Below are 17,768 nucleotides of genomic sequence, written 5' to 3'. Positions count from 1 at the left end.
TCAAACCACGAAGTCCGGAGAAAGGATCGCAAAAACGCGGCGCCCGATCAGAATTGGCCGACACGGTATCCACGCCATCCGCGGATGCTATTCCTTGGGCGGTTCGGCCGGGACCGGCACCGTGCCAAGCCCATTGATGTTGCGCGCCCTGACGCGTGGCTTGAACGCCCTGCCCGGCTCGGGCGCGCGCCGCAGAACCGGGTGCACGATCGGCTCCTTGGCCTTGAAGGCATAGGCTTTGACCAGCGCGAAATAGTTCGGGTAGGCATAGCCATTGTTCATCCGCAGCCAATCCTCGCGCCGATCACGAAACAGCTTCGGCAGCCGGTACCAGGCGATGGTCGGGCTCTTGTGATGGACAAAGTGCAGATTGTTGTTGAGGAACAGCAACGACAGCGGCGAGCGCTCGACAATCACCGTGCGGCCTTCCGGATGCTCCGACCACTGATGCTCGGCATAGGTGCGGATCGAGATCAGCGACTGGCCGAGCCAGACCGGCACCAGCACATAGAGCCAGACCGGCATGCCGAACCCGAACTGTACGACCGGCAGCACCACGACAAGGCCGATCGCATGCAGCAGCCAGGCCTTGCGGATCGCCTTGTCTCCGGCGATCGCCTGCTTGGCGTCATCGATGAAGAAGCCGATGCAGGACAGCCATGGCCCAAGCACGAGGCGACCGGCCATGGTGTTGTTGATCTTCAGTACGAATTTCATCAGCGGCGGCAATTCTTCGTGATGCCACAGAGCCTTATAGTAGCTCTCGGGATCGTCCAGCGGGTCGGTCAGCCGCTCATCGGCATGGTGGCGCAGGTGAATGGTCTTGAAGCGACGGAACGGCCAGGCAAGGCCGATCGGCAGGAAGACGAAGGCTTCGTTGACGAGGGCGTTGCGGGTCGGGTGACCGTGCAGCACTTCATGCATGATCGAGGACTGCAGAGCCAGCGTAACGGCCATAACGATAAGGGCCAGGATGGGATAGGATGGCCAGAGGAAGAGACCGGCAACGAACCAGACACCGTAGCAGAAGAAAGCGAGAACCACGGTCGGCCATTCGATGGCCGGTTTGCTGCTTCGCCGAATGCTCTTGCCAGTCATGCTATCGACCACTGTCCCTCAGTCGCCGGAACCCCAACTGGTTCCTGACAGCATTGTGTCAGGAGAAGTGATTCCACTCAACGCGACAAAGTGCACAAAATGTTGCGATTGCGCATTTTTGACCGCATATGTTGCACATTGTGAACAGACTTAGGGATTCGTTTACGCCTCAAGCGCCTATTCACTTGGCTCGAGCGCAAATTTTTCCTCCAGAAGACGGAAGCAAAGGCATGGACAAGCGCGATCTGTCGACGATCTTCCGGGAGCGTCTGAAGCTCCTCCTGACAAGGTCCGACCTCAACCAGTCGGCTTTCGCGTCAGCAGTCGGCATCGATCGGTCGGCGCTGTCGCAACTAATGTCGGGCGCCTCGACGCGCCTGCCGCGCGCTGAAACGCTGCTCAACATCGCCGCCGAATTCAAGGTGTCACTGGATTGGCTGCTTGGCCTCAGCCAGGACGAAGGCGTGACCGGCGAAATCCGCGAAAGCCTCGAGATCGAGGAAGCGCCCGACGGCTTCGACCGCACGCTGCTGGCAAAATGGTTCGCTGAAGCGGCCGGCACCAAGATCCGTTATGTGCCGGCCGGCATTCCCGATCTCCTGCGCACTCGCGCGCTCGTCGACTACGAGGCCAACATCACCAATAGGAGCCGCCTGGCGCAGGCCAGCGAGACGCAATACCGCATCGAATACAACCGGCGTCCGGAAACCGACATGGAAGTCTGCATGCCGCGCCACACGCTGGAGATCTTCGCCCGCGGCCTCGGTGTGTGGGACCGCTTCCCGGCGGCCGACCGCCAGCAGCAACTTGCCCATATGGCGACGCTGCTCGACGACCTCTATCCGACCTTCCGCCTGTTCCTCTACGACGGCCGCATGCGCTATTCCATCCCGCTCACCATCTTCGGCCCCTATCGCGCCGCCATCTATGTCGGAGACATGTATGTGGTGCTGAACGCCACCCAGCCGGTCCAGGCGCTGACCAAGCATTTCGACAATCTGATCCGCGCCGCCGACATCAACCCGCACGAAGCGGCCGCCTTCGCACGCAATCTGGCCGGCATGTCGTTCGCAGCAGGCACTGTCTGAGCGCGCTGGATACCGCGGGATCGTCAGATCCGCCTCTATGCCTGCCATTCCGACGTCGCAATTTGATTGACTAGACATAAAGACTTCTTTATATCCTTATTCGAATTCCAGGACATGAAAGCCAATCCGATGACGACGCCCAATCCGATCGATGCGCTGCTGGCTGAAAAGGGCGTGCTGCTGGCCGATGGCGCCACGGGCACCAATTTGTTCGCCATGGGTCTGGAGGCCGGCGAGGCGCCGGAACTGCTGAACGAAACAGCGCCCGACACCATCACCCGCCTGCACCAGAATTTTGTCGACGCCGGCGCCGACATCATCCTGACCAACTCCTTCGGCGGCACCCGCCACCGGCTCAAGCTGCACCATGCGCAGGATCGCGTGCATGCGCTGAACAAGCGCGCGGCCGAGATTGCGCGGGCCGTTGCCGACAAGGCCGGCCGCAAGGTGATCGTTGCCGGTTCGGTCGGCCCTACCGGGGAATTGCTGGTGCCGCTTGGCGCCATGACCTATGACGAGGCGGTCGACGCCTTCGCCGAGCAGATCGAGGGCCTCAAGGAAGGTGGCGCCGAAGTCGCCTGGATCGAGACCATGTCGGCGCCCGACGAGATCCGCGCCGCCGCCGAAGCCGCCATCCGCGTCGGCCTGCCCTACACCTATACCGGCTCCTTCGACACCGCAGGCCGCACCATGATGGGCCTGCTGCCGAAGGATATCCACGGCGTCACCGATGGCCTGTCGCAAGCCCCGCTCGGCGTTGGCGCCAATTGCGGTGTCGGTGCCTCCGACATCCTGGCCTCGCTGCTCGACATGACCGAGGCGAAGCCGGAGGCGACCGTCATCGTCAAGGGCAATTGCGGAATCCCTGAATTCCGTGGCACCGAGATCCACTATTCCGGCACGCCAGAATTGATGGCCGACTATGTCCGCCTCGCCGTGGACGGCGGAGCCAAGATCATCGGCGGCTGCTGCGGCACCTCGTTTCAGCATCTTGCCGCGATGCGCAAGGCACTCGACGCCCACACCAAAGCGGATCGTCCGACGGTCGAAAAAATCGTCGAGCGCATCGGCCCGATGCGCAACAAGGTGGCGACGGCAAACACGGCCGAGACCAGCGAAGCCCGCCGCGAGCGGCGGCGCACCCGCGCCTGACGCGATTTCTTTTGCGGTTATTCGCTGTTGTCGGCGTAGCTCGACTGCGCCGACCTGAAATCGACGACATTGTCGCCGCGCATTGTTGCAAGCGCACCCGATGCGCCGGGATCAGAAATATGCTCCAGCATGGCGCGGAAGCGGTCGTTGGTCAGTGCCGACATGGCGGTGTGACGGGCCTGCGCGACATCATCGCTGATGCGTCTGGATTCGGCTGACGGGGCTGTTGAAACCGCCGAAGCATCCCGTGCCGGCGGAGTCGAGTTGGCGATGGTTATGATCTGCAATTCGGGCTCCCTCAAGCCTTGGACATGACCGGTGTAGCGAGAGGAAATTGCGATCCGGTACCGGAAATGCAGCGCAATTTAACGATCCGGCAGACAGCTCCAAACTTGCGGCAGTACTTTGTCGAGCAGCTAGATCAAAGGCGGAAAGAGCTTGCGCAGGAACCCGTCAAACCAGGCAGCTTGCGCGGCATCGTGCAGGCTCATGAGCCGATCCTGTTCCTCGCGCGTCTGTGCGCCCGGCTTGTCATAGTTCGCACCAGGACGGTTCTGCACGCGCCTGAAACCGACCGGCGTGGCTTCCGCGTGGAATTGCAGGCCGTAGACCTTGTCGCCGATGCGGAAAGCCTGGTTGGGAAACAGGGCACTCGAGGCAAGGTGCTGGGCGCCATCAGGCAATTCGAAGCCGTGCCAGTGTGACTGCACCACATGGATCGGCTCGGGCAGGAAATCTTCCGCTCCAGCGGTCGGATAAAGTGGATAATAGCCAAATTCATGCACATCGCTCGCCGGCGGGCCGACATGCGCGCCACGATGCCAGGCAATCTGCTGCGCGCCCTGGCAGATGCCGAGCAGCGGGATATCGGAAGTCATGCAGAAGTCGATAAAACGGTACTCGTCCAGCAAAAATGGATGCAGCGCCGTATCGTAGACGTTGTACATTCCGCCGTAGACCACGCCACCCGCGACAGCTCCATCGACATCAAGCGCCTCACCAGCGTGGGCCCGACGCAAGACCGGGTCGTAGCCGCTTTGCCGGAGATAGGCGAATACACGGTCGTCCGCGGGTTCGTCGCTGTGTCGCACCAGAATAATACGGTTGGTCATGGCCCCGCCCTTTCGCTTCACCGAGAATGATTGGCGGCAGGCCGCACCGCAACGAAAAAGGCCGGCAAGGGAAAGATCCCTCGCCGGCCTGCCTCACCCGCCCGTGGGCCGGTTATCAGAACGATCCCATCATCTGAAAGAAACCGGCCTTCATCGCCACTACCGGTTGCCGCCCAGCGCCGAGGCAAGGCGCACAAGCGAAAGGAACTCGGACCTGTACCCAAACGGGTCGGCTCCTCGGGCGGCAGTGGCAATCTCCATGATCTTGTCGTAGCCGAACTTCGCGGTCGCATCCTCGTCGCGCAGCTTCTGGCCGAAGGCCGCCACCGCGACGGAGAAACGCTGGTCGGTGCTCGCCTGGTCGAAGGAGGCCACCTCGTTGGCCGAGGTCACCGGCGTGGTGATCAGCTTCGAGACGTCCTCGTTCGGCAGCTTGTAGCGGATCTTGACGAAGGCATATTCGTCCGCATTGGCAACGCCGCCATTGTTCACCGTGGCCTGGCCATAGCGTAGCGGGTCGATCTGCTCGCCGCCACTGCCTTTGGGCGTGATCTCATAGATCGCGGTGACCGAATGGCCCGAGCCGATATCGCCGGCATCGACGCGGTCATTGTTGAAATCCTCGCGGTTGAGCGCCCGGGTCTCGTAGCCGATCAGTCGATATTCGGAGACCTTGTCCGGATTGAACTCGACCTGGATCTTCACGTCCTTGGCGATGGTGAACAGCGCCGAGGAAGCATCCTCGACCAGCACCTTCTCGGCCTCGGCCAGCGTGTCGATATAGGCGGCGGTGCCGTTGCCGTTCTGGGCAATGGTCTGCATCATTTCATCGTTCAGATTGCCGCGGCCGAAGCCGAACACCGACAGGAACACGCCGGTCTTGCGCTCGCTCTCGATCAGCCGCTTCAGGTCGTCGTCATCGGTCTGGCCGACATTGAAGTCGCCGTCGGTGGCAAGCATCACCCGGTTGACGCCGTCCTTGATGAAGGACTGCTGGGCAAGCTTGTAGGCTTCCTTGATGCCGGCCTCACCTGCCGTCGAGCCACCGGGCCGCAGATTGTCGATGGCATTGAGGATCTTGTCCTTCTCGGCAATCTTTGTCGGCATCAGCACGGTGCCGGCGTCACCCGCATAGGTGACGATCGAGATGGTGTCGTCGGCCTTGAGCTTGCTGACCAGCAGCCGGAACGCCGACTTGAGCAGCGGCAGCTTGTCCGGTTCGTCCATCGACCCTGACACGTCGATCAGGAAGACCAGATTGGCCTTCGGCTGCTCGGTCGGCTTGATGTCGAAACCCTTGATGGCGACATGCATCAGCTTGGTGTGCGTGTTCCATGGCGTCGGCATGACGCTGACGGTCGAATTGAACGGCGTCGATGCCGAGTCCGGCCCCTTCCAGTCATAGGGGAAGTAATTGATCATCTCCTCGACGCGTACCGTATCGGCCTGCGGCAGGTATCCCTGCTTCAGCGAGCCGCGCACGAACGAATAGGAAGCGGTGTCGACATCGATCGAGAAGGTCGAGACCGGCTCTTCCAATGCGGCGTGCAACGGATTGGTCTTGAAATCCTGGACGCGGTCGCGGTTTTCCTCCTGCGGCGCGATCTGGTCAGCCGGCGCCGTGGCCGGCTGCTGCGGGGCCATAAGCTTGGACTCTGCGGCAGGCATGCGGGCCATCCGCGATGTGCTGGGCGCACCAGTGGTGCCATCCAGAGCGAATTCACCGGTCGGCGCCGGCGGTGCTGGCTCGGCCAACACGCCACGCTCCGTCGCGGTCTGCAGAGCTGTCCCGCCGGCCTGGACCGATTCGGATTTCGGCGGTGCGGCCGACGCAAGGGCGTCGCTGGCATCGCGATCTTCCACATCCGCGCTGACCTTCTTGTCCTTGGCCGGCGCGGTGGTCACGGTCGGCTCGTTGACGGCCTGATCTCCCGGTGCCTGCTTGGCCAATGGCTTCAGCGTCGCCGGCTTGTCGGCCAGCGTCTCGGTGATCTTCTCGTCGCCGCCGAACGGCGACGGCTGTTCCCTCAGCATATGGAAGGTGGCGTATCCGGCGATCGGCACGGCGACGAGCCCGGCGATGGCCGGCGTGGCAATGAGTTTCTTTTGCATGATCTCGCTCCAGAGCTTTCGTGCTCGCTCTGTGAGACGAAGGCCGCCGACCGATCCTTGGGTGACGGCGGAAATATTCTGCTGGTCATAGGCGCGCAGGGCGGCCTCGAAGGCACGTGCCTTCGCGCTCTCGCCGGGCGCCGGTATCGCTGCGTCACGCAGTTTTCTGAGTTCGTTGTCGTCGACCATGGTCACACTTCCCCGGCTGAACGCATCAACGTCTTCAGCCGTTTCTTCGCTTCATGGATGTGCCAGGAAACCGTCGTCTCCGAGATCGCCATCGCCTCGGCGGCGGCCGCGTGGCTCAAGCCTTCGCTATAGACAAGCATCACGGCGTCGCGCTGCTTGTCCGGCAATTGCCGCACCGCCGCCCACAGCGCCTCGGCGGGGTCTTCGCTCTCGGCCGGGGCCTCGCCCGAAATCAGCGCATGGACGCCATAGGCCTCGGTCTTGACGGTCTCGCGCGTGGTCTTGCGCATCATGTCGCGCGCGGCGTTCATCGTCATGGTATAGAGCCATGTCGTGAACGCGCCGCCGCCGCGATAATCGCGGATCGCCTTGCCGAGCCGGACGCAGACTTCCTGGGCGATATCTTCGGCATCCGCCTTCCTGCCGCACCAGCGATAGGCTGCGCGATAGACGAAGTCGTAGTGACGCTCCAGCAATTTGCCGAAGGCCCCCCTGTCTCCGCCCTTCGCCCGCCCGATCAGTTCGGCGTCGGAGGCTTCGCTCACATCCAGCATCATCGCCATCATTTGCCTGTTGGACGAAGGCTAATGGCTAATCCTTGGGGTGATGGAAAGATTTTTTTCGAATTCGAGATTCAGGTCAGGCCGGCCTCACCTGAATGTCAACACGCCTGGCCCGCCGCCCAGCCCGACGACCAAGCCCATTGGAAATTATAGCCGCCGAGCCAGCCGGTGACGTCGACGACTTCGCCGATGAAGAACAGACCAGGTATCGATTTCGCCTGCATCGTCTTCTGGTCGAGGCCATTGGTGTCTACCCCACCAAGCGTCACTTCGGCCGTACGGTAGCCTTCCGAACCGGCTGGCTTGATGCGCCAGTCGTTGACCTCGGCCTCGACGGTTTTGATCTGGGGCTCCGAAAGATCGGCGAGATTGCCGTCGAGCCCGGTTCGCTCGGCTATCGCCTGGGCCAGCCGTTTCGGCAAATGATTTGCCAGCACGGTCTGCACCGCTTGCCGGCCATTGTCACGCTTGGCGGCGCGGACGAGCTCAGCCACATCCGTGCCCGGCAGCATGGCGATGCGGATTTCATCACCCTCGCGCCAATAGGAGGAGATCTGCAGGATGGATGGCCCGCTGACGCCGCGATGCGTGAACAGCATCGCCTCGGAAAACCGCGTCTTGCGGCAGGCAATCTCGGCGTCGACGGCGTTCCCGGCTAGGGGCGAAAGCCGCTCAAGCGTCTTTGCATCGAAGGTCAGCGGCACCAGGGCAGGCCGTGTTTCGACAACGACAAGGCCAAACTGTTCGGCAATCTCGTAGCCGAAGCCCGTCGCGCCCATCTTGGGGATCGACTTGCCGCCACAGGCCACGACTAGGGACTGGCAAGAGATCGAGCCGGTGGAGAGCGTGAGTTCGAACCCTTCCTCGGTTTTCCCGACAGTCTCAACGCGGGTCGACAATACCAGCTCGGCGCCCCTGCCCCGCATTTCCGAGACCAGCATGTCGATGATCTGCCGCGCGGAGCCGTCACAAAACAGCTGCCCTAGTGTCTTCTCGTGATAGGCAATGCCGTGGCGTTCGACGAGCGTGATGAAGTCGCGTTGCGTATAGCGGCTGAGCGCCGAGATGCAGAAATGCGGATTCCTCGAGACAAAGTTCTTCGGGCTCGTATGGAGGTTGGTGAAATTGCACCGACCGCCGCCGGAGATACGGATCTTTTCGCCAGGTGCCGCCGCATGATCGAGGATCAGCACCGAACGGCCGCGCTTGGCGGCCTCTACGGCGCACATCATTCCGGCGGCACCCGCGCCGATGATCACGACATCATAGGATTGCATCAGGCTGATCGTTCCCGCATGACCCCGCGCCGCACTAGCCGGGCGAGCCGCTCATTCGGCCCTGATACCTCCAATGTACCGCGCGGCCAACAGGGTGGCGAAGGCTCAGACCAGCGTTTCGGCGAACAAGTCAGTCAATCGCTTCCAATGCCGCTCGGCACCGGCTGCATTGAAGACACCATGATCGGGCACGCACCAACCATGTGCCATGCCGACATAATTCTCGATCGCGTGGTCGACTTCAGCATTCCGCAGTGCCTCTCCCAGCCGCGTCGACTGCTCCGGCGGAAAGCTCCGGTCGACGCCCGCCATGCCGACATAGACGCGCGCCTTGATGGAAGCCGCCTTGCGGTGCGGACTGTCGGCGGCATCGCTGGCGAGATTGCCGCCATGGAAACTGGCGGCGGCCTTGATCGTGTCTGGATACGTCGCAGCGGCGTTGAGCGCCCGCGCTCCGCCCATGCAATAACCGACGGTGCCGATCGGCCCGGTGACGCCTTCGGCGGACATTGCCTCGAGAAACGCGCCGCTGTCGCTGACGGTCATCTCCTGCGTCGTGCCGGTGACCAGGGCCATCAGCGCTGTCTTGGTCTTTTCCACGGTGAAGGCGGTCTTGGCGTCGAACGGCCCGTAAGGCGCATTGCGATAGAAGAGGTCGGGCAGCAGCACCGCATAGCCCTCGCCCGCCAGCCGTTCCGCCATCTGGTCAAGCGCCGGCCGTGGACCGAAAGCGTCCTGATAGAGGATGATGCCGGCCTTGGCTGGAGAGACCTTGGCCGAGCGAAACAGGCCAGCCTTCGCCACGCCGTCACGGGTCTTGATCTGAAGGTCCTGCTTCGCCATTGCCTGCTCCGTTGATCAGATGGGCGATACATATCCGCGCAAGCGGCCACGGCAAGGCGGTTGCCTGAACCCGCCAGTCAACATTTCGTGGGATCGCGTGACGCGCTAAAGACCAGCGAATGCAGCCATATGGAAGGCCTGAACCTCTGCCGGATAGCGGTAGCTTGTGCCATACGGGCAGGCATTGCGGTCAAGGCAACCGCCAGTGCGGCACGACCCGCCATTCGCCCCGCGCACATGGGTCAGGCAGGGCTGGTAGGCGAACCCTTCCGTGGAATACGCATTGACCGGGCAGGATTTCAGGCAGGGTTTGTCGACGCACGTGTCGCAGAGATGGATCGCCTCGCGCGGCTCCGGAAGCGCTATCTCCTCCTCGAACAGCAACGCGCCGCGATAGGCATGCCACAGCCCGTATTGCGGATGCATGAGGATGCCGAGCGGGGACGGCTTCAGCCCCTCCGCCCGAACAGCCCATTGCTGGAACGGCAGGTAAGGCTTGTCCGACGGCGAAACAGCGCGCGCGCCAAACTTTTCTGCCACAGCGCCAATCACCTGCCGCGACCAGGTGTCGAGAGGATTGGCGATCACCTTTGGCTGCTGCCGCCGCCAGCGCAGGAAATGCGGCCAGGGTGCCGCACCCGCCTGCCCTACCAGCAGGACGGACTTTGCCGGCGCGCCCGAGACGCCATTAGGGGCACCGTCGTGATGAGGAAAAACAAAGCCGCCACGCAGGATGAGGCCGTTGGCGCCAAGCGCGGCCGTGATCTCCTCGATCGCCGCGCACGCAATCATCCCTTCTTGTCCGGATCGGAGAAGGCGCTCCGCCAGACTTCCTTGTGGATGATGTTGGCGACTTTAGCCCCGCCTGACTCGGGCTCCTTTCAGGTGAAGGCGTCGGGCATCGACCCCTTCTTCTTGGCGATGAAGTCCTTCAGGGCTTCGTCGATGCCTTCATCAAGGTGCGGCGCCTCATAGCTTTCCAGCCAGCGCCGCGCCAGATCATTGGCGCGCTGCGGCGCGGTCTTCTGACCCTCGGCCAGCCACTGCTCATAGGAGTTGTTGTCGGCGATCGACGAGCGGTAGAAGGCGGTCTGGAAATTGGCCTGGGTGTGGTCGCAACCGAGATAATGGCTGCCCGGACCGACCTGGCGGATGGCGTCCATCGCCTGGCCGTTTTCCGAAAGATCGACGCCTTCGGAGAATTTTTGGGTCATGCCGAGCTGGTCGATATCCATCATGAATTTTTCGTAGCAGGACGCCAGCCCGCCTTCGAGCCAGCCAGCCGAATGCAGCACGAAATTGGTGCCGGCGAGAATGGTCGAGTTCAGCGTGTTGGCGCTCTCATAGGCTGCCTGTGCATCCGGCACTTTCGAGGCGCAGAGCGAGCCGCCGGTGCGGAACGGCAAGCCGAGACGGCGTGCGAGTTGTGCCGCGCCATAGGAGACCAGCGATGGCTCCGGAGTGCCGAAGGTCGGCGCGCCCGACTGCATGGAGATCGACGAGGCGAAGGTGCCGAACAGCACCGGCGCGCCCGGACGGATCAGCTGCGTGAACGACGCGCCGGCCAGCACTTCGGCCAGGACCTGCGTCAGCGTGCCGGCGACCGTCACCGGGCTCATCGCGCCGGCCAGGATGAACGGCGTGACGATGCAGGCCTGGTTATGCCGCGAATAGACCTTCAGGGCGCCAAGCATGGTCTCGTCGAACACCATCGGCGAATTGGCGTTGATCAGGCTGGTCAGCACCGTGTTGTTCTCGACGAAGTCGTCGCCGAAGACGAGCTTGGCCATCGCCACCGTGTCCTCGGCGCGCTCTGGCGCGGTCACCGAACCCATGAACGGCTTGTCGGAATATTTGATGTGCGCGTAGACCATGTCGAGATGGCGCTTGTTGACAGGCACGTCGACCGGCTCGCACACCGTGCCGCCCGAATGGTGGATCGATGGCGCCATATAGGCGAGCTTCACGAAATTCTGGAAATCCTCGATCGTCGCGTAGCGCCTGACGCCGTCGAGATCGCGTACGAAGGGCGGACCATAGACCGGCGCGAACACGGTCGCATTGCCGCCGATCTGCACCGAGCGTTCTGAGTTGCGGGCATGCTGCGTGTAGACGGATGGCGCGGTCTTCAAGAGCGAACGGCAGAGCCCCTTCGGGAAGTGCACGCGCTCGCCCTTGACGTCGGCGCCGGCCTCTTTCCACAACTGTAACGCTTCCGCGTCATCGCGGAAAATAATGCCGATCTCTTCCAGCACCGTGTCGGTGTTCTTCTCGATCAGCGCCAGGCCTTCCTCGTTCAGCACCTCGTAGACGTTGATCTTGCGCTTGATGTAAGTGAGCTGTGTGCCCGGGCCGCCGCCAGAACGCGCCGCGCGCCTTGCCGCCGCTCCACCGCTGGCGCCGCGCCCACGCCGCGCGTTGGACGCTTCCTGGTCGACTGCCGCGTGTTCGCTCATGATCGCTCTTCCCTGAATATGGCCTGCCTGACTATGGCCGGTCCGTAACCGTTGCGGCCGCATGGCGCGGCTTTCGCCGGATCGTAGCCAAGCACCCTATTCGAAACGGCCCGTCCGCGCCAACGCCTGTCGCAAAATCGACAAGAAATCCGATAGATTTTCCAGTCGCTTTCCTTTTGCGGGAAGTCGCAAATCAGCTATGGATACCCGCCCGTTGCGGGTTAGGTATGAACGCCATTATTTTGTGCCTTGCGACACAGTCGCGATGCCGTGAGGAGCTGGATTAAAATGTCCGACGACGAGATCATCCTTTCCGAGCTTTCCGACGACGAGTTGGTGCAGCAGATGCACGACGATCTCTATGACGGTCTGAAGGAAGAAATCGAGGAAGGCACGCGCATCCTGCTCGATCGCGGCTGGGTGCCCTACAAGGTGCTGACCGAGGCGCTGGTCGAAGGCATGCGTATCGTCGGCGAGGATTTTCGCGACGGCATCCTGTTCGTTCCCGAGGTGCTGTTGTCGGCCAATGCGATGAAGGCTGGCATGTTCATCCTGCGCCCTCTGCTCGCCGCCACCGGCGCGCCGAAACAGGGCAAGATGGTGATCGGCACGGTCAAGGGCGACATCCACGACATCGGCAAGAACCTCGTCGGCATGATGATGGAGGGTGCTGGCTTCGACGTCATCGACCTCGGCATCAACAACGCGGTCGAGAAATATCTCGATGCGATCGAGCAGCACCAGCCCGACATCATCGGCATGTCGGCGCTGCTCACCACCACCATGCCCTACATGAAGGTCGTCATCGACACGATGAAGGAAAAGGGCATTCGCGACGACTATGTCGTGCTGGTTGGCGGCGCGCCGCTCAACGAGGAATTCGGCAAGGCCGTCGGCGCCGACGCCTATTGCCGCGACGCCGCGGTGGCGGTCGAGACCGCGAAGGACTTTATGAAGCGCAAGCACAACGTGCGTGCTTCGGCCTGATCCAAGGCATCAGGACGACGAAAAAGAAGCCGCGCCTTGCAGCGCGGCTTTTTTGTTCCCAGATGAAGGAAGTGGCTGCCGATCAATTGGCGACAGTGTCTTTGACCGCCCTCGCCGTCGATTTGACATCCTTGCCGACACCCCGAATGGTGTTGGCGCAGGCCGTGAGTGCAAGCGCGCAGGCAAGGATAACCATCGGCGCTACCCGTAGCAGTTTCATGGACGGTGTCTCCCTCGACAGATAAATTAACCCCGCAGCGAAAAGCCGGCTCGACTTGGTCAAGATAAAAAAAACGAAACCGAATCAGACAGACAGGCTGCTCGTCATCGCCTGCGGGATGATTGCGCGCGAGGTGTTGGCCGTCAAGGAACGGCTCGGGCTGGATCACCTCGAATTGACGTGTTTGCCGGCGGAATTTCATTTCTATCCCGACCGCATCGCGCCGGCCATGGACAAGGCGATCGAAAAGGCCAAGGCGGAGGGTTACGAGCACATCTTCGTCGGCTATGCCGATTGCGGCACTGGCGGCCTGCTTGACCGTGTGTTGGAGAAGCATGGCGTCGAGCGCATGGCCGGCCCGCATTGCTTCGCTTTCTATCAAGGCATGGAGGCCTACGACAAGGTCGGCGACGACGACATGATGTCGTTCTACATGACGGACTTCCTGTGCCGTCAATTCGATGCCTTCTTCATGAAGCCGCTCGGCCTGGACAAGCACCCGGAGTTGATCAAGGACTATTTCGGCAACTACCAGAAGCTGATCTATCTCGCGCAGACCGATGATCCGGAGCTCGACAAGGTCGCGGAAAAGGCCGCCGCCCTGCTTGGCCTTGCCTATGAGCGCCGCTCCACCGGTTTTGGCGACCTGACGCCAGGCCTGGCGCGGGCGGCCGCGAACGCCTGACGGCTCAGGCCCCGTCTTCGGCCGCCAGCGCCGCCAGCACGTCGGCAAAACTTGTCCTGCAGGCAAAGCCCAGCCTGTCCCTCGCCCGTGACGCGTCATAGACCCGGTCGATCGAGGAAAACATCGTCCAGCCTTTGCGCGCATAAAGTGCCGGAAATCCGGGAAAATAACGCGCCACCACCGATGGAGCGTCGGCGATCAAGTCCGCGCAATCATCGGGCTGGAACGGCGTTTGCGCACAGACGATGAAGATGTCGAAGCCGAGCTCCGGTGCCTTCTCCAATGCCGCGACATGCGCCCGCGCCGCATCGTCCACCGTCAGCCGCCGAAACAGCAGTTCGTTCGCCTTGGTGTTGGCGTCCGACTGCTCGATCGCATGCGCCATCGGGCTCGGGGAAGAAACGTGCCGTGCGCAGCACCACCACCGGCAGCCGGTGCCGGAGGTGGTAGAGACGGCAGAGATGCTCGGCGGAGAGCTTGGTCACCCCATAGATGTTGCGCGGCTCGGGCGACATCGCCTCCGTCAGCCATGCCGCCTTGCGCGCACCACCCTTGAAGCCGTCGCGTATCGCCTGCGAGATCATCAGCGACGTCGTTGACGTGAAGACGAAGCGTTGCACATTGGCCGCCACCGCCGCGTCGAGCAGGTTTAGCGTGCCTTGCACATTGGCCGCGATGAAATCGCTGTTGGCGTGGCTTTCTATGTTGGGCTTGTGCAGCGCACCGCCGTGAATGATGGCCTCTATCCGGTTTTCCCCGACGGCACGCATGATGAGATCACGGTCGGCAATCGAACCGACGATCCGCGTTTCGGCCGATGGAACGGGATCGATCCCGATCACCTCATGTCCAAGCCCGCGCAGGAGTGGCGCCAACGCGCTTCCCAGCCAACCCGACGACCCCGTAAGCAAGATTCGCATTCGTCACACCATGAATTTTGACCGTGACGCTGTTAAGCACGGATGACAGGCGCCAGCGACCCGGTAAGTTATGCCCCAGACAAAAACAGGGAATCCTTTGATGAACCTCCGCCCCTTGCTTGCCGTTGTCGGCCTGCTCTGCTGCACTTTGCCCGCCCTTGCCGACGGCCAGCTGCAGAAACTGATCACCGCCGCCGACAAGGCGCGGCTCGACAAATATGGCGACACCCGCAAGGCGGCGCTCACCGAGGCAAAGGCGGGCGCATCCGCCGAGCTCAAGCAGCTTGACGCGCTGCTGGCCAGGCCGCTGGTCGCCTTCTCCGACAAGGATCTCACCGGCAATTGGCGGTGCCGCACCATCAAGGTCGGCGGGCCGAGCCCGCTCGTCATCTATGGCTGGTTCAAATGCAGGGTCACCGATGATGGCTCCGGTTGGCGGCTGGAAAAGATCAGCGGTTCGCAGCGCACCCAGGGCCGCTTCTTCGACGACGGCGACAAGCGCTCGATCTATCTTGGCTCCGGCTCCGTCAACGACGACCGGGCAAAGCCCTATGGCAGCGGTCCGCAAACCGACCAGGTCGGTTACGCCTTCCGCAACAGCGCCAAGGAATGGCGCATCGAATTCCCCGCGCCCTACTACGAATCGAAGCTCGACATCATGGAGTTCAAGCGCTGACCGGGGTCTTCATGCCCTGGTAGGCTTCGGGCATACCAAGGATTAACCCGCCCGCCCTAAGGTCCGGCCACGTCAGCCGGCCCTTGGAGCATGGCAAGATCAATGGGCAGCGTCGCGACGTTCGATCCAGGGCTGCCATCGAAACAATGGTACCACCCAACGATCTGGCTCTACGTCTGGACAGGGCTGAGAACCGGCATCTGGTAACGCATCCAGCGTCGGGAACAGCGCAAACTCCGCCGCCATTACTGCTGCATCGCCCCCGTCGCGACATGGGTCGCAAACGAATAAACCCGCCTTTCATTTTACGACATCCAAATGCGTCGCTTTTGAATGCGCGCGCGTCGTCCCATAACAAGCAGCCTTACGACGCTTGCGGCAATGCTCGGAATATCGAGGAGCGAGAATTCATGGCCGATCTTATCGTCGTCTACTGGCGCGACATCCCTGCCCAGGTCATCGTTAGGAAAGGCCGGCAGAACGCCAAGCGCGAATTGCCGTTGCGCTTCACCGAGGCGATCGACATGTGTGCCATGCGCACCGGCGCCGGTGGCACTGACGACTATCTCGCCGAATGGCGCAAGGCCGAACCGGTTCCGGTCGGTGACGATCTCGAAGCCGAGGTCGAAAAAGCATTCCACGAGCTCGACACGAAATACGACCGCGAGCGGCTGGTCGCTCTGGTCAAGGCGGGCGGAAAAGAAAATGTCTGACGAGAACCCGGCGGTTACCCAGGCCACGCTGGTCAAGAAGGCCGCGCCGAAATCCGACTACAAGCCAGCCGACGTGTCGCCGCAGCGCCGCGTGCAGCGCTCGTTCGCGGTGAGACTATGGTCCATTCGTCACTCGCGATTGCTCGAATGGTTTTATGCCCGTTTTGCCGACACGTTCCTGCTGCTGCATCCCTTGTGGAAGGGCATCGGCTACGGCCGTGTCGAGGCTCCAATCAAATTCGTTGAAAAGCGCGTCAAGGGCTTCATGTTCGACTGCCGCATGTGCGGCCAGTGCATCCTGTCCTCGACCGGCATGTCGTGCCCGATGAATTGCCCCAAGCAGTTGCGCAACGGCCCCTGCGGAGGCGTGCGCGCCAACGGCAATTGCGAGGTCGAGCCCGATATGCCCTGCGTCTGGGTCAAGGCCTGGGAAGGTTCGCAGAACATGGTCAACTCCGACAGGATTCTCACCGTGCAGAAGCCGGTAGACCAGTCGTTGCGCGAAACTTCGGCCTGGCTGCGGGTGACTGCGCAGGCCGCGGCAGCCCGTGAAGCCGCCGCTGCCGCGAAGACCGGAGCCTCCGCATGATCGGCCGCCAGCTCGATGAAAATCCGGCCGGCATCCATTTGCCGCTCGATCCCCTGCCCGGCCACACCTCGCGCGGTCGGCTGGAGCGCGTGCTCAGGCGCGGCGAATTCGCGGTGACCACCGAGCTCAACCCACCCGACAGCGCCGACCCCGAGGATGTCTACAACAGGGCGAAGATATTCGACGGCTGGGTCGATGCCATCAACGCGGTCGATGCGTCCGGCGCCAATTGCCATATGTCGTCGGTCGGCATCTGCGCACTGCTGACCCGCATGGGCTACGCCCCGATCATGCAGATCGCGTGCCGCGACAAGAACCGTATCGCCATCCAGGGCGATGTGCTGGGCGGTGCTGCAATGGGCGTCGCCAACATGCTGTGCCTGACTGGCGACGGCGTGCAGGCCGGCGACCAGCCGGGCGCCAAGCCGGTGTTCGATCTCGATTCCATGTCGCTGCTGGAGACCTGCCGCATCATGCGTGACAACGGCAAGTTTCTGTCCGGCCGCAAGCTGACGACGCCTCCGCAGTTGTTCCTGGGCGCTGCCGTCAATCCGTTCGCGCCGCCCTTCGACTTTCGCCCCATCCATCTCGGCAAGAAGATCGCCGCCGGCGCGCAGTTCGTGCAGACGCAGTACTGCTTCGACGTGCCGATGTTCAAGACCTTCATGCAGAAGGCCCGCGATCTCGGCCATACCGAAAAGGTGTTCATCCTGTGCGGGGTCGGCCCCTTGGCCTCGGCCAAGACGGCAAAATGGATCCGCTCCAACGTGCCCGGCATCCATATCCCCGACGCCATCATCAAGCGGCTGGAAGGCGCCCAGGACCAGAAGAAGGAAGGCAAGCAGCTCTGCACCGACATCATCAACGAGGTGAAGGAAATTCCCGGCGTCTCTGGCATCCACGTGATGGCCTATCGCCAGGAGGAATATGTCGCCGAGATCGTCGATGAATCGGGTGTGCTGAAGGGCCGCCAGCCATGGAAGCGTGAAATCCGCCGCGACGACCAGATGGTCGCCGACCGGCTGGACCACATCCTGCACGACGAGATTACCGAAACCCAGGTGGATATGGTGAAGACCGCGCATTGA

Annotated in this window: 20 protein-coding genes; 8 read left to right on the top strand and 12 right to left on the bottom strand. The window is 62.2% G+C overall.

Annotated elements, in window-relative coordinates:
* Positions 1-87: 87 nt before the first annotated feature.
* Positions 88-1,098 (bottom strand): fatty acid desaturase, encoded by a 1,011-nt coding sequence (locus O7B34_RS10335; protein ID WP_337145977.1) that lies wholly within the window; start codon positions 1,096-1,098, stop codon positions 88-90.
* 230 nt (positions 1,099-1,328) lie between these two features.
* On the opposite strand from O7B34_RS10335, the gene O7B34_RS10330 reads away from it, so the two are divergent.
* Both O7B34_RS10330 and bmt read left to right on the top strand, forming a co-directional pair.
* A complete protein-coding gene (locus tag O7B34_RS10330; RefSeq protein WP_337141752.1) occupies positions 1,329-2,186 on the top strand; it encodes a helix-turn-helix domain-containing protein in 858 nt (285 codons plus the stop codon).
* Between the two features lie 129 nt (positions 2,187-2,315).
* Positions 2,316-3,338, top strand: a complete 1,023-nt coding sequence (gene bmt, locus O7B34_RS10325) for a betaine--homocysteine S-methyltransferase (RefSeq protein ID WP_337146129.1) — start codon at positions 2,316-2,318, stop codon at positions 3,336-3,338.
* 17 nt (positions 3,339-3,355) lie between these two features.
* On the opposite strand, the gene O7B34_RS10320 is transcribed toward bmt, so the two are convergent.
* The 8 genes from O7B34_RS10320 to O7B34_RS10285 form a co-directional block, all read right to left on the bottom strand.
* On the bottom strand, positions 3,356-3,625 hold the full coding sequence (locus O7B34_RS10320; protein ID WP_337145975.1) for a hypothetical protein: 270 nt from the start codon (positions 3,623-3,625) through the stop codon (positions 3,356-3,358).
* A 129-nt stretch (positions 3,626-3,754) separates the two neighbouring features.
* Positions 3,755-4,450: a glutamine amidotransferase-related protein gene (locus O7B34_RS10315; protein WP_337145973.1), complete on the bottom strand. Its 696-nt coding sequence runs from the start codon at positions 4,448-4,450 to the stop codon at positions 3,755-3,757.
* Between the two features lie 159 nt (positions 4,451-4,609).
* Positions 4,610-6,751 carry a vWA domain-containing protein gene (locus O7B34_RS10310; protein WP_337145971.1) on the bottom strand — a complete coding sequence of 714 codons (2,142 nt, stop codon included), beginning with the start codon at positions 6,749-6,751 and terminating at the stop codon, positions 4,610-4,612.
* 2 nt (positions 6,752-6,753) lie between these two features.
* The gene (locus O7B34_RS10305; protein ID WP_337145969.1) at positions 6,754-7,314 is read right to left on the bottom strand and encodes an RNA polymerase sigma factor; all 561 of its coding nucleotides are present in this window, start codon (positions 7,312-7,314) and stop codon (positions 6,754-6,756) included.
* Between the two features lie 98 nt (positions 7,315-7,412).
* Positions 7,413-8,591: an NAD(P)/FAD-dependent oxidoreductase gene (locus tag O7B34_RS10300; RefSeq protein WP_337145967.1), complete on the bottom strand. Its 1,179-nt coding sequence runs from the start codon at positions 8,589-8,591 to the stop codon at positions 7,413-7,415.
* Between the two features lie 105 nt (positions 8,592-8,696).
* A complete protein-coding gene (locus O7B34_RS10295; protein ID WP_337145965.1) occupies positions 8,697-9,434 on the bottom strand; it encodes a dienelactone hydrolase family protein in 738 nt (245 codons plus the stop codon).
* A gap of 105 nt (positions 9,435-9,539) precedes the next feature.
* Positions 9,540-10,226: a hypothetical protein gene (locus O7B34_RS10290; RefSeq protein WP_337145963.1), complete on the bottom strand. Its 687-nt coding sequence runs from the start codon at positions 10,224-10,226 to the stop codon at positions 9,540-9,542.
* 89 nt (positions 10,227-10,315) lie between these two features.
* Complete coding sequence (locus O7B34_RS10285; protein WP_140502641.1) at positions 10,316-11,890, bottom strand: trimethylamine methyltransferase family protein; 1,575 nt, start codon at positions 11,888-11,890, stop codon at positions 10,316-10,318.
* 288 nt (positions 11,891-12,178) lie between these two features.
* On the opposite strand from O7B34_RS10285, the gene O7B34_RS10280 reads away from it, so the two are divergent.
* Positions 12,179-12,877, top strand: a complete 699-nt coding sequence (locus O7B34_RS10280; protein ID WP_140502640.1) for a corrinoid protein — start codon at positions 12,179-12,181, stop codon at positions 12,875-12,877.
* An 82-nt stretch (positions 12,878-12,959) separates the two neighbouring features.
* Here O7B34_RS10280 and O7B34_RS10275 read toward each other — a convergent pair whose 3' ends face one another.
* Positions 12,960-13,097: an entericidin A/B family lipoprotein gene (locus O7B34_RS10275; RefSeq protein WP_140758252.1), complete on the bottom strand. Its 138-nt coding sequence runs from the start codon at positions 13,095-13,097 to the stop codon at positions 12,960-12,962.
* 55 nt (positions 13,098-13,152) lie between these two features.
* On the opposite strand from O7B34_RS10275, the gene O7B34_RS10270 reads away from it, so the two are divergent.
* Positions 13,153-13,782, top strand: a complete 630-nt coding sequence (locus O7B34_RS10270; protein WP_337145960.1) for a DUF1638 domain-containing protein — start codon at positions 13,153-13,155, stop codon at positions 13,780-13,782.
* A gap of 4 nt (positions 13,783-13,786) precedes the next feature.
* Here the strand turns inward: O7B34_RS10270 and O7B34_RS10265 are convergent, their stop codons facing one another.
* Together O7B34_RS10265 and O7B34_RS10260 are read right to left on the bottom strand one after the other, a co-directional pair.
* Positions 13,787-13,984, bottom strand: a complete 198-nt coding sequence (locus O7B34_RS10265; RefSeq protein ID WP_337145958.1) for a hypothetical protein — start codon at positions 13,982-13,984, stop codon at positions 13,787-13,789.
* 10 nt (positions 13,985-13,994) lie between these two features.
* Entirely contained in the window at positions 13,995-14,702 is a 708-nt protein-coding gene (locus O7B34_RS10260) for an NAD-dependent epimerase/dehydratase family protein (protein WP_337145956.1), read from the bottom strand.
* A gap of 100 nt (positions 14,703-14,802) precedes the next feature.
* Here O7B34_RS10260 and O7B34_RS10255 point away from each other — a divergent pair, with 100 nt between their 5' ends.
* The 4 genes from O7B34_RS10255 to O7B34_RS10240 all read left to right on the top strand — a co-directional run bounded on the left by O7B34_RS10255 (position 14,803) and on the right by O7B34_RS10240 (position 17,768).
* The gene (locus O7B34_RS10255) at positions 14,803-15,378 is read left to right on the top strand and encodes a DUF4893 domain-containing protein (protein ID WP_337145954.1); all 576 of its coding nucleotides are present in this window, start codon (positions 14,803-14,805) and stop codon (positions 15,376-15,378) included.
* Between the two features lie 410 nt (positions 15,379-15,788).
* Positions 15,789-16,091 carry a virulence factor gene (locus tag O7B34_RS10250; protein ID WP_027145891.1) on the top strand — a complete coding sequence of 101 codons (303 nt, stop codon included), beginning with the start codon at positions 15,789-15,791 and terminating at the stop codon, positions 16,089-16,091.
* Positions 16,084-16,680 carry a methylenetetrahydrofolate reductase C-terminal domain-containing protein gene (locus O7B34_RS10245; RefSeq protein WP_027145890.1) on the top strand — a complete coding sequence of 199 codons (597 nt, stop codon included), beginning with the start codon at positions 16,084-16,086 and terminating at the stop codon, positions 16,678-16,680. Before O7B34_RS10250 ends, O7B34_RS10245 begins: the two co-directional genes overlap by 8 nt.
* Positions 16,677-17,768, top strand: a complete 1,092-nt coding sequence (locus tag O7B34_RS10240) for a methylenetetrahydrofolate reductase (RefSeq protein ID WP_027145889.1) — start codon at positions 16,677-16,679, stop codon at positions 17,766-17,768. The genes O7B34_RS10245 and O7B34_RS10240 overlap by 4 nt, the downstream gene beginning before the upstream one ends.

Source organism: Mesorhizobium sp. Cs1299R1N3 (assembly GCF_037179625.1).
GTDB classification, from domain to species: Bacteria; Pseudomonadota; Alphaproteobacteria; order Rhizobiales; family Rhizobiaceae; genus Mesorhizobium; species Mesorhizobium salmacidum.
This window is presented reverse-complemented; position numbering and strand designations above follow the sequence as displayed.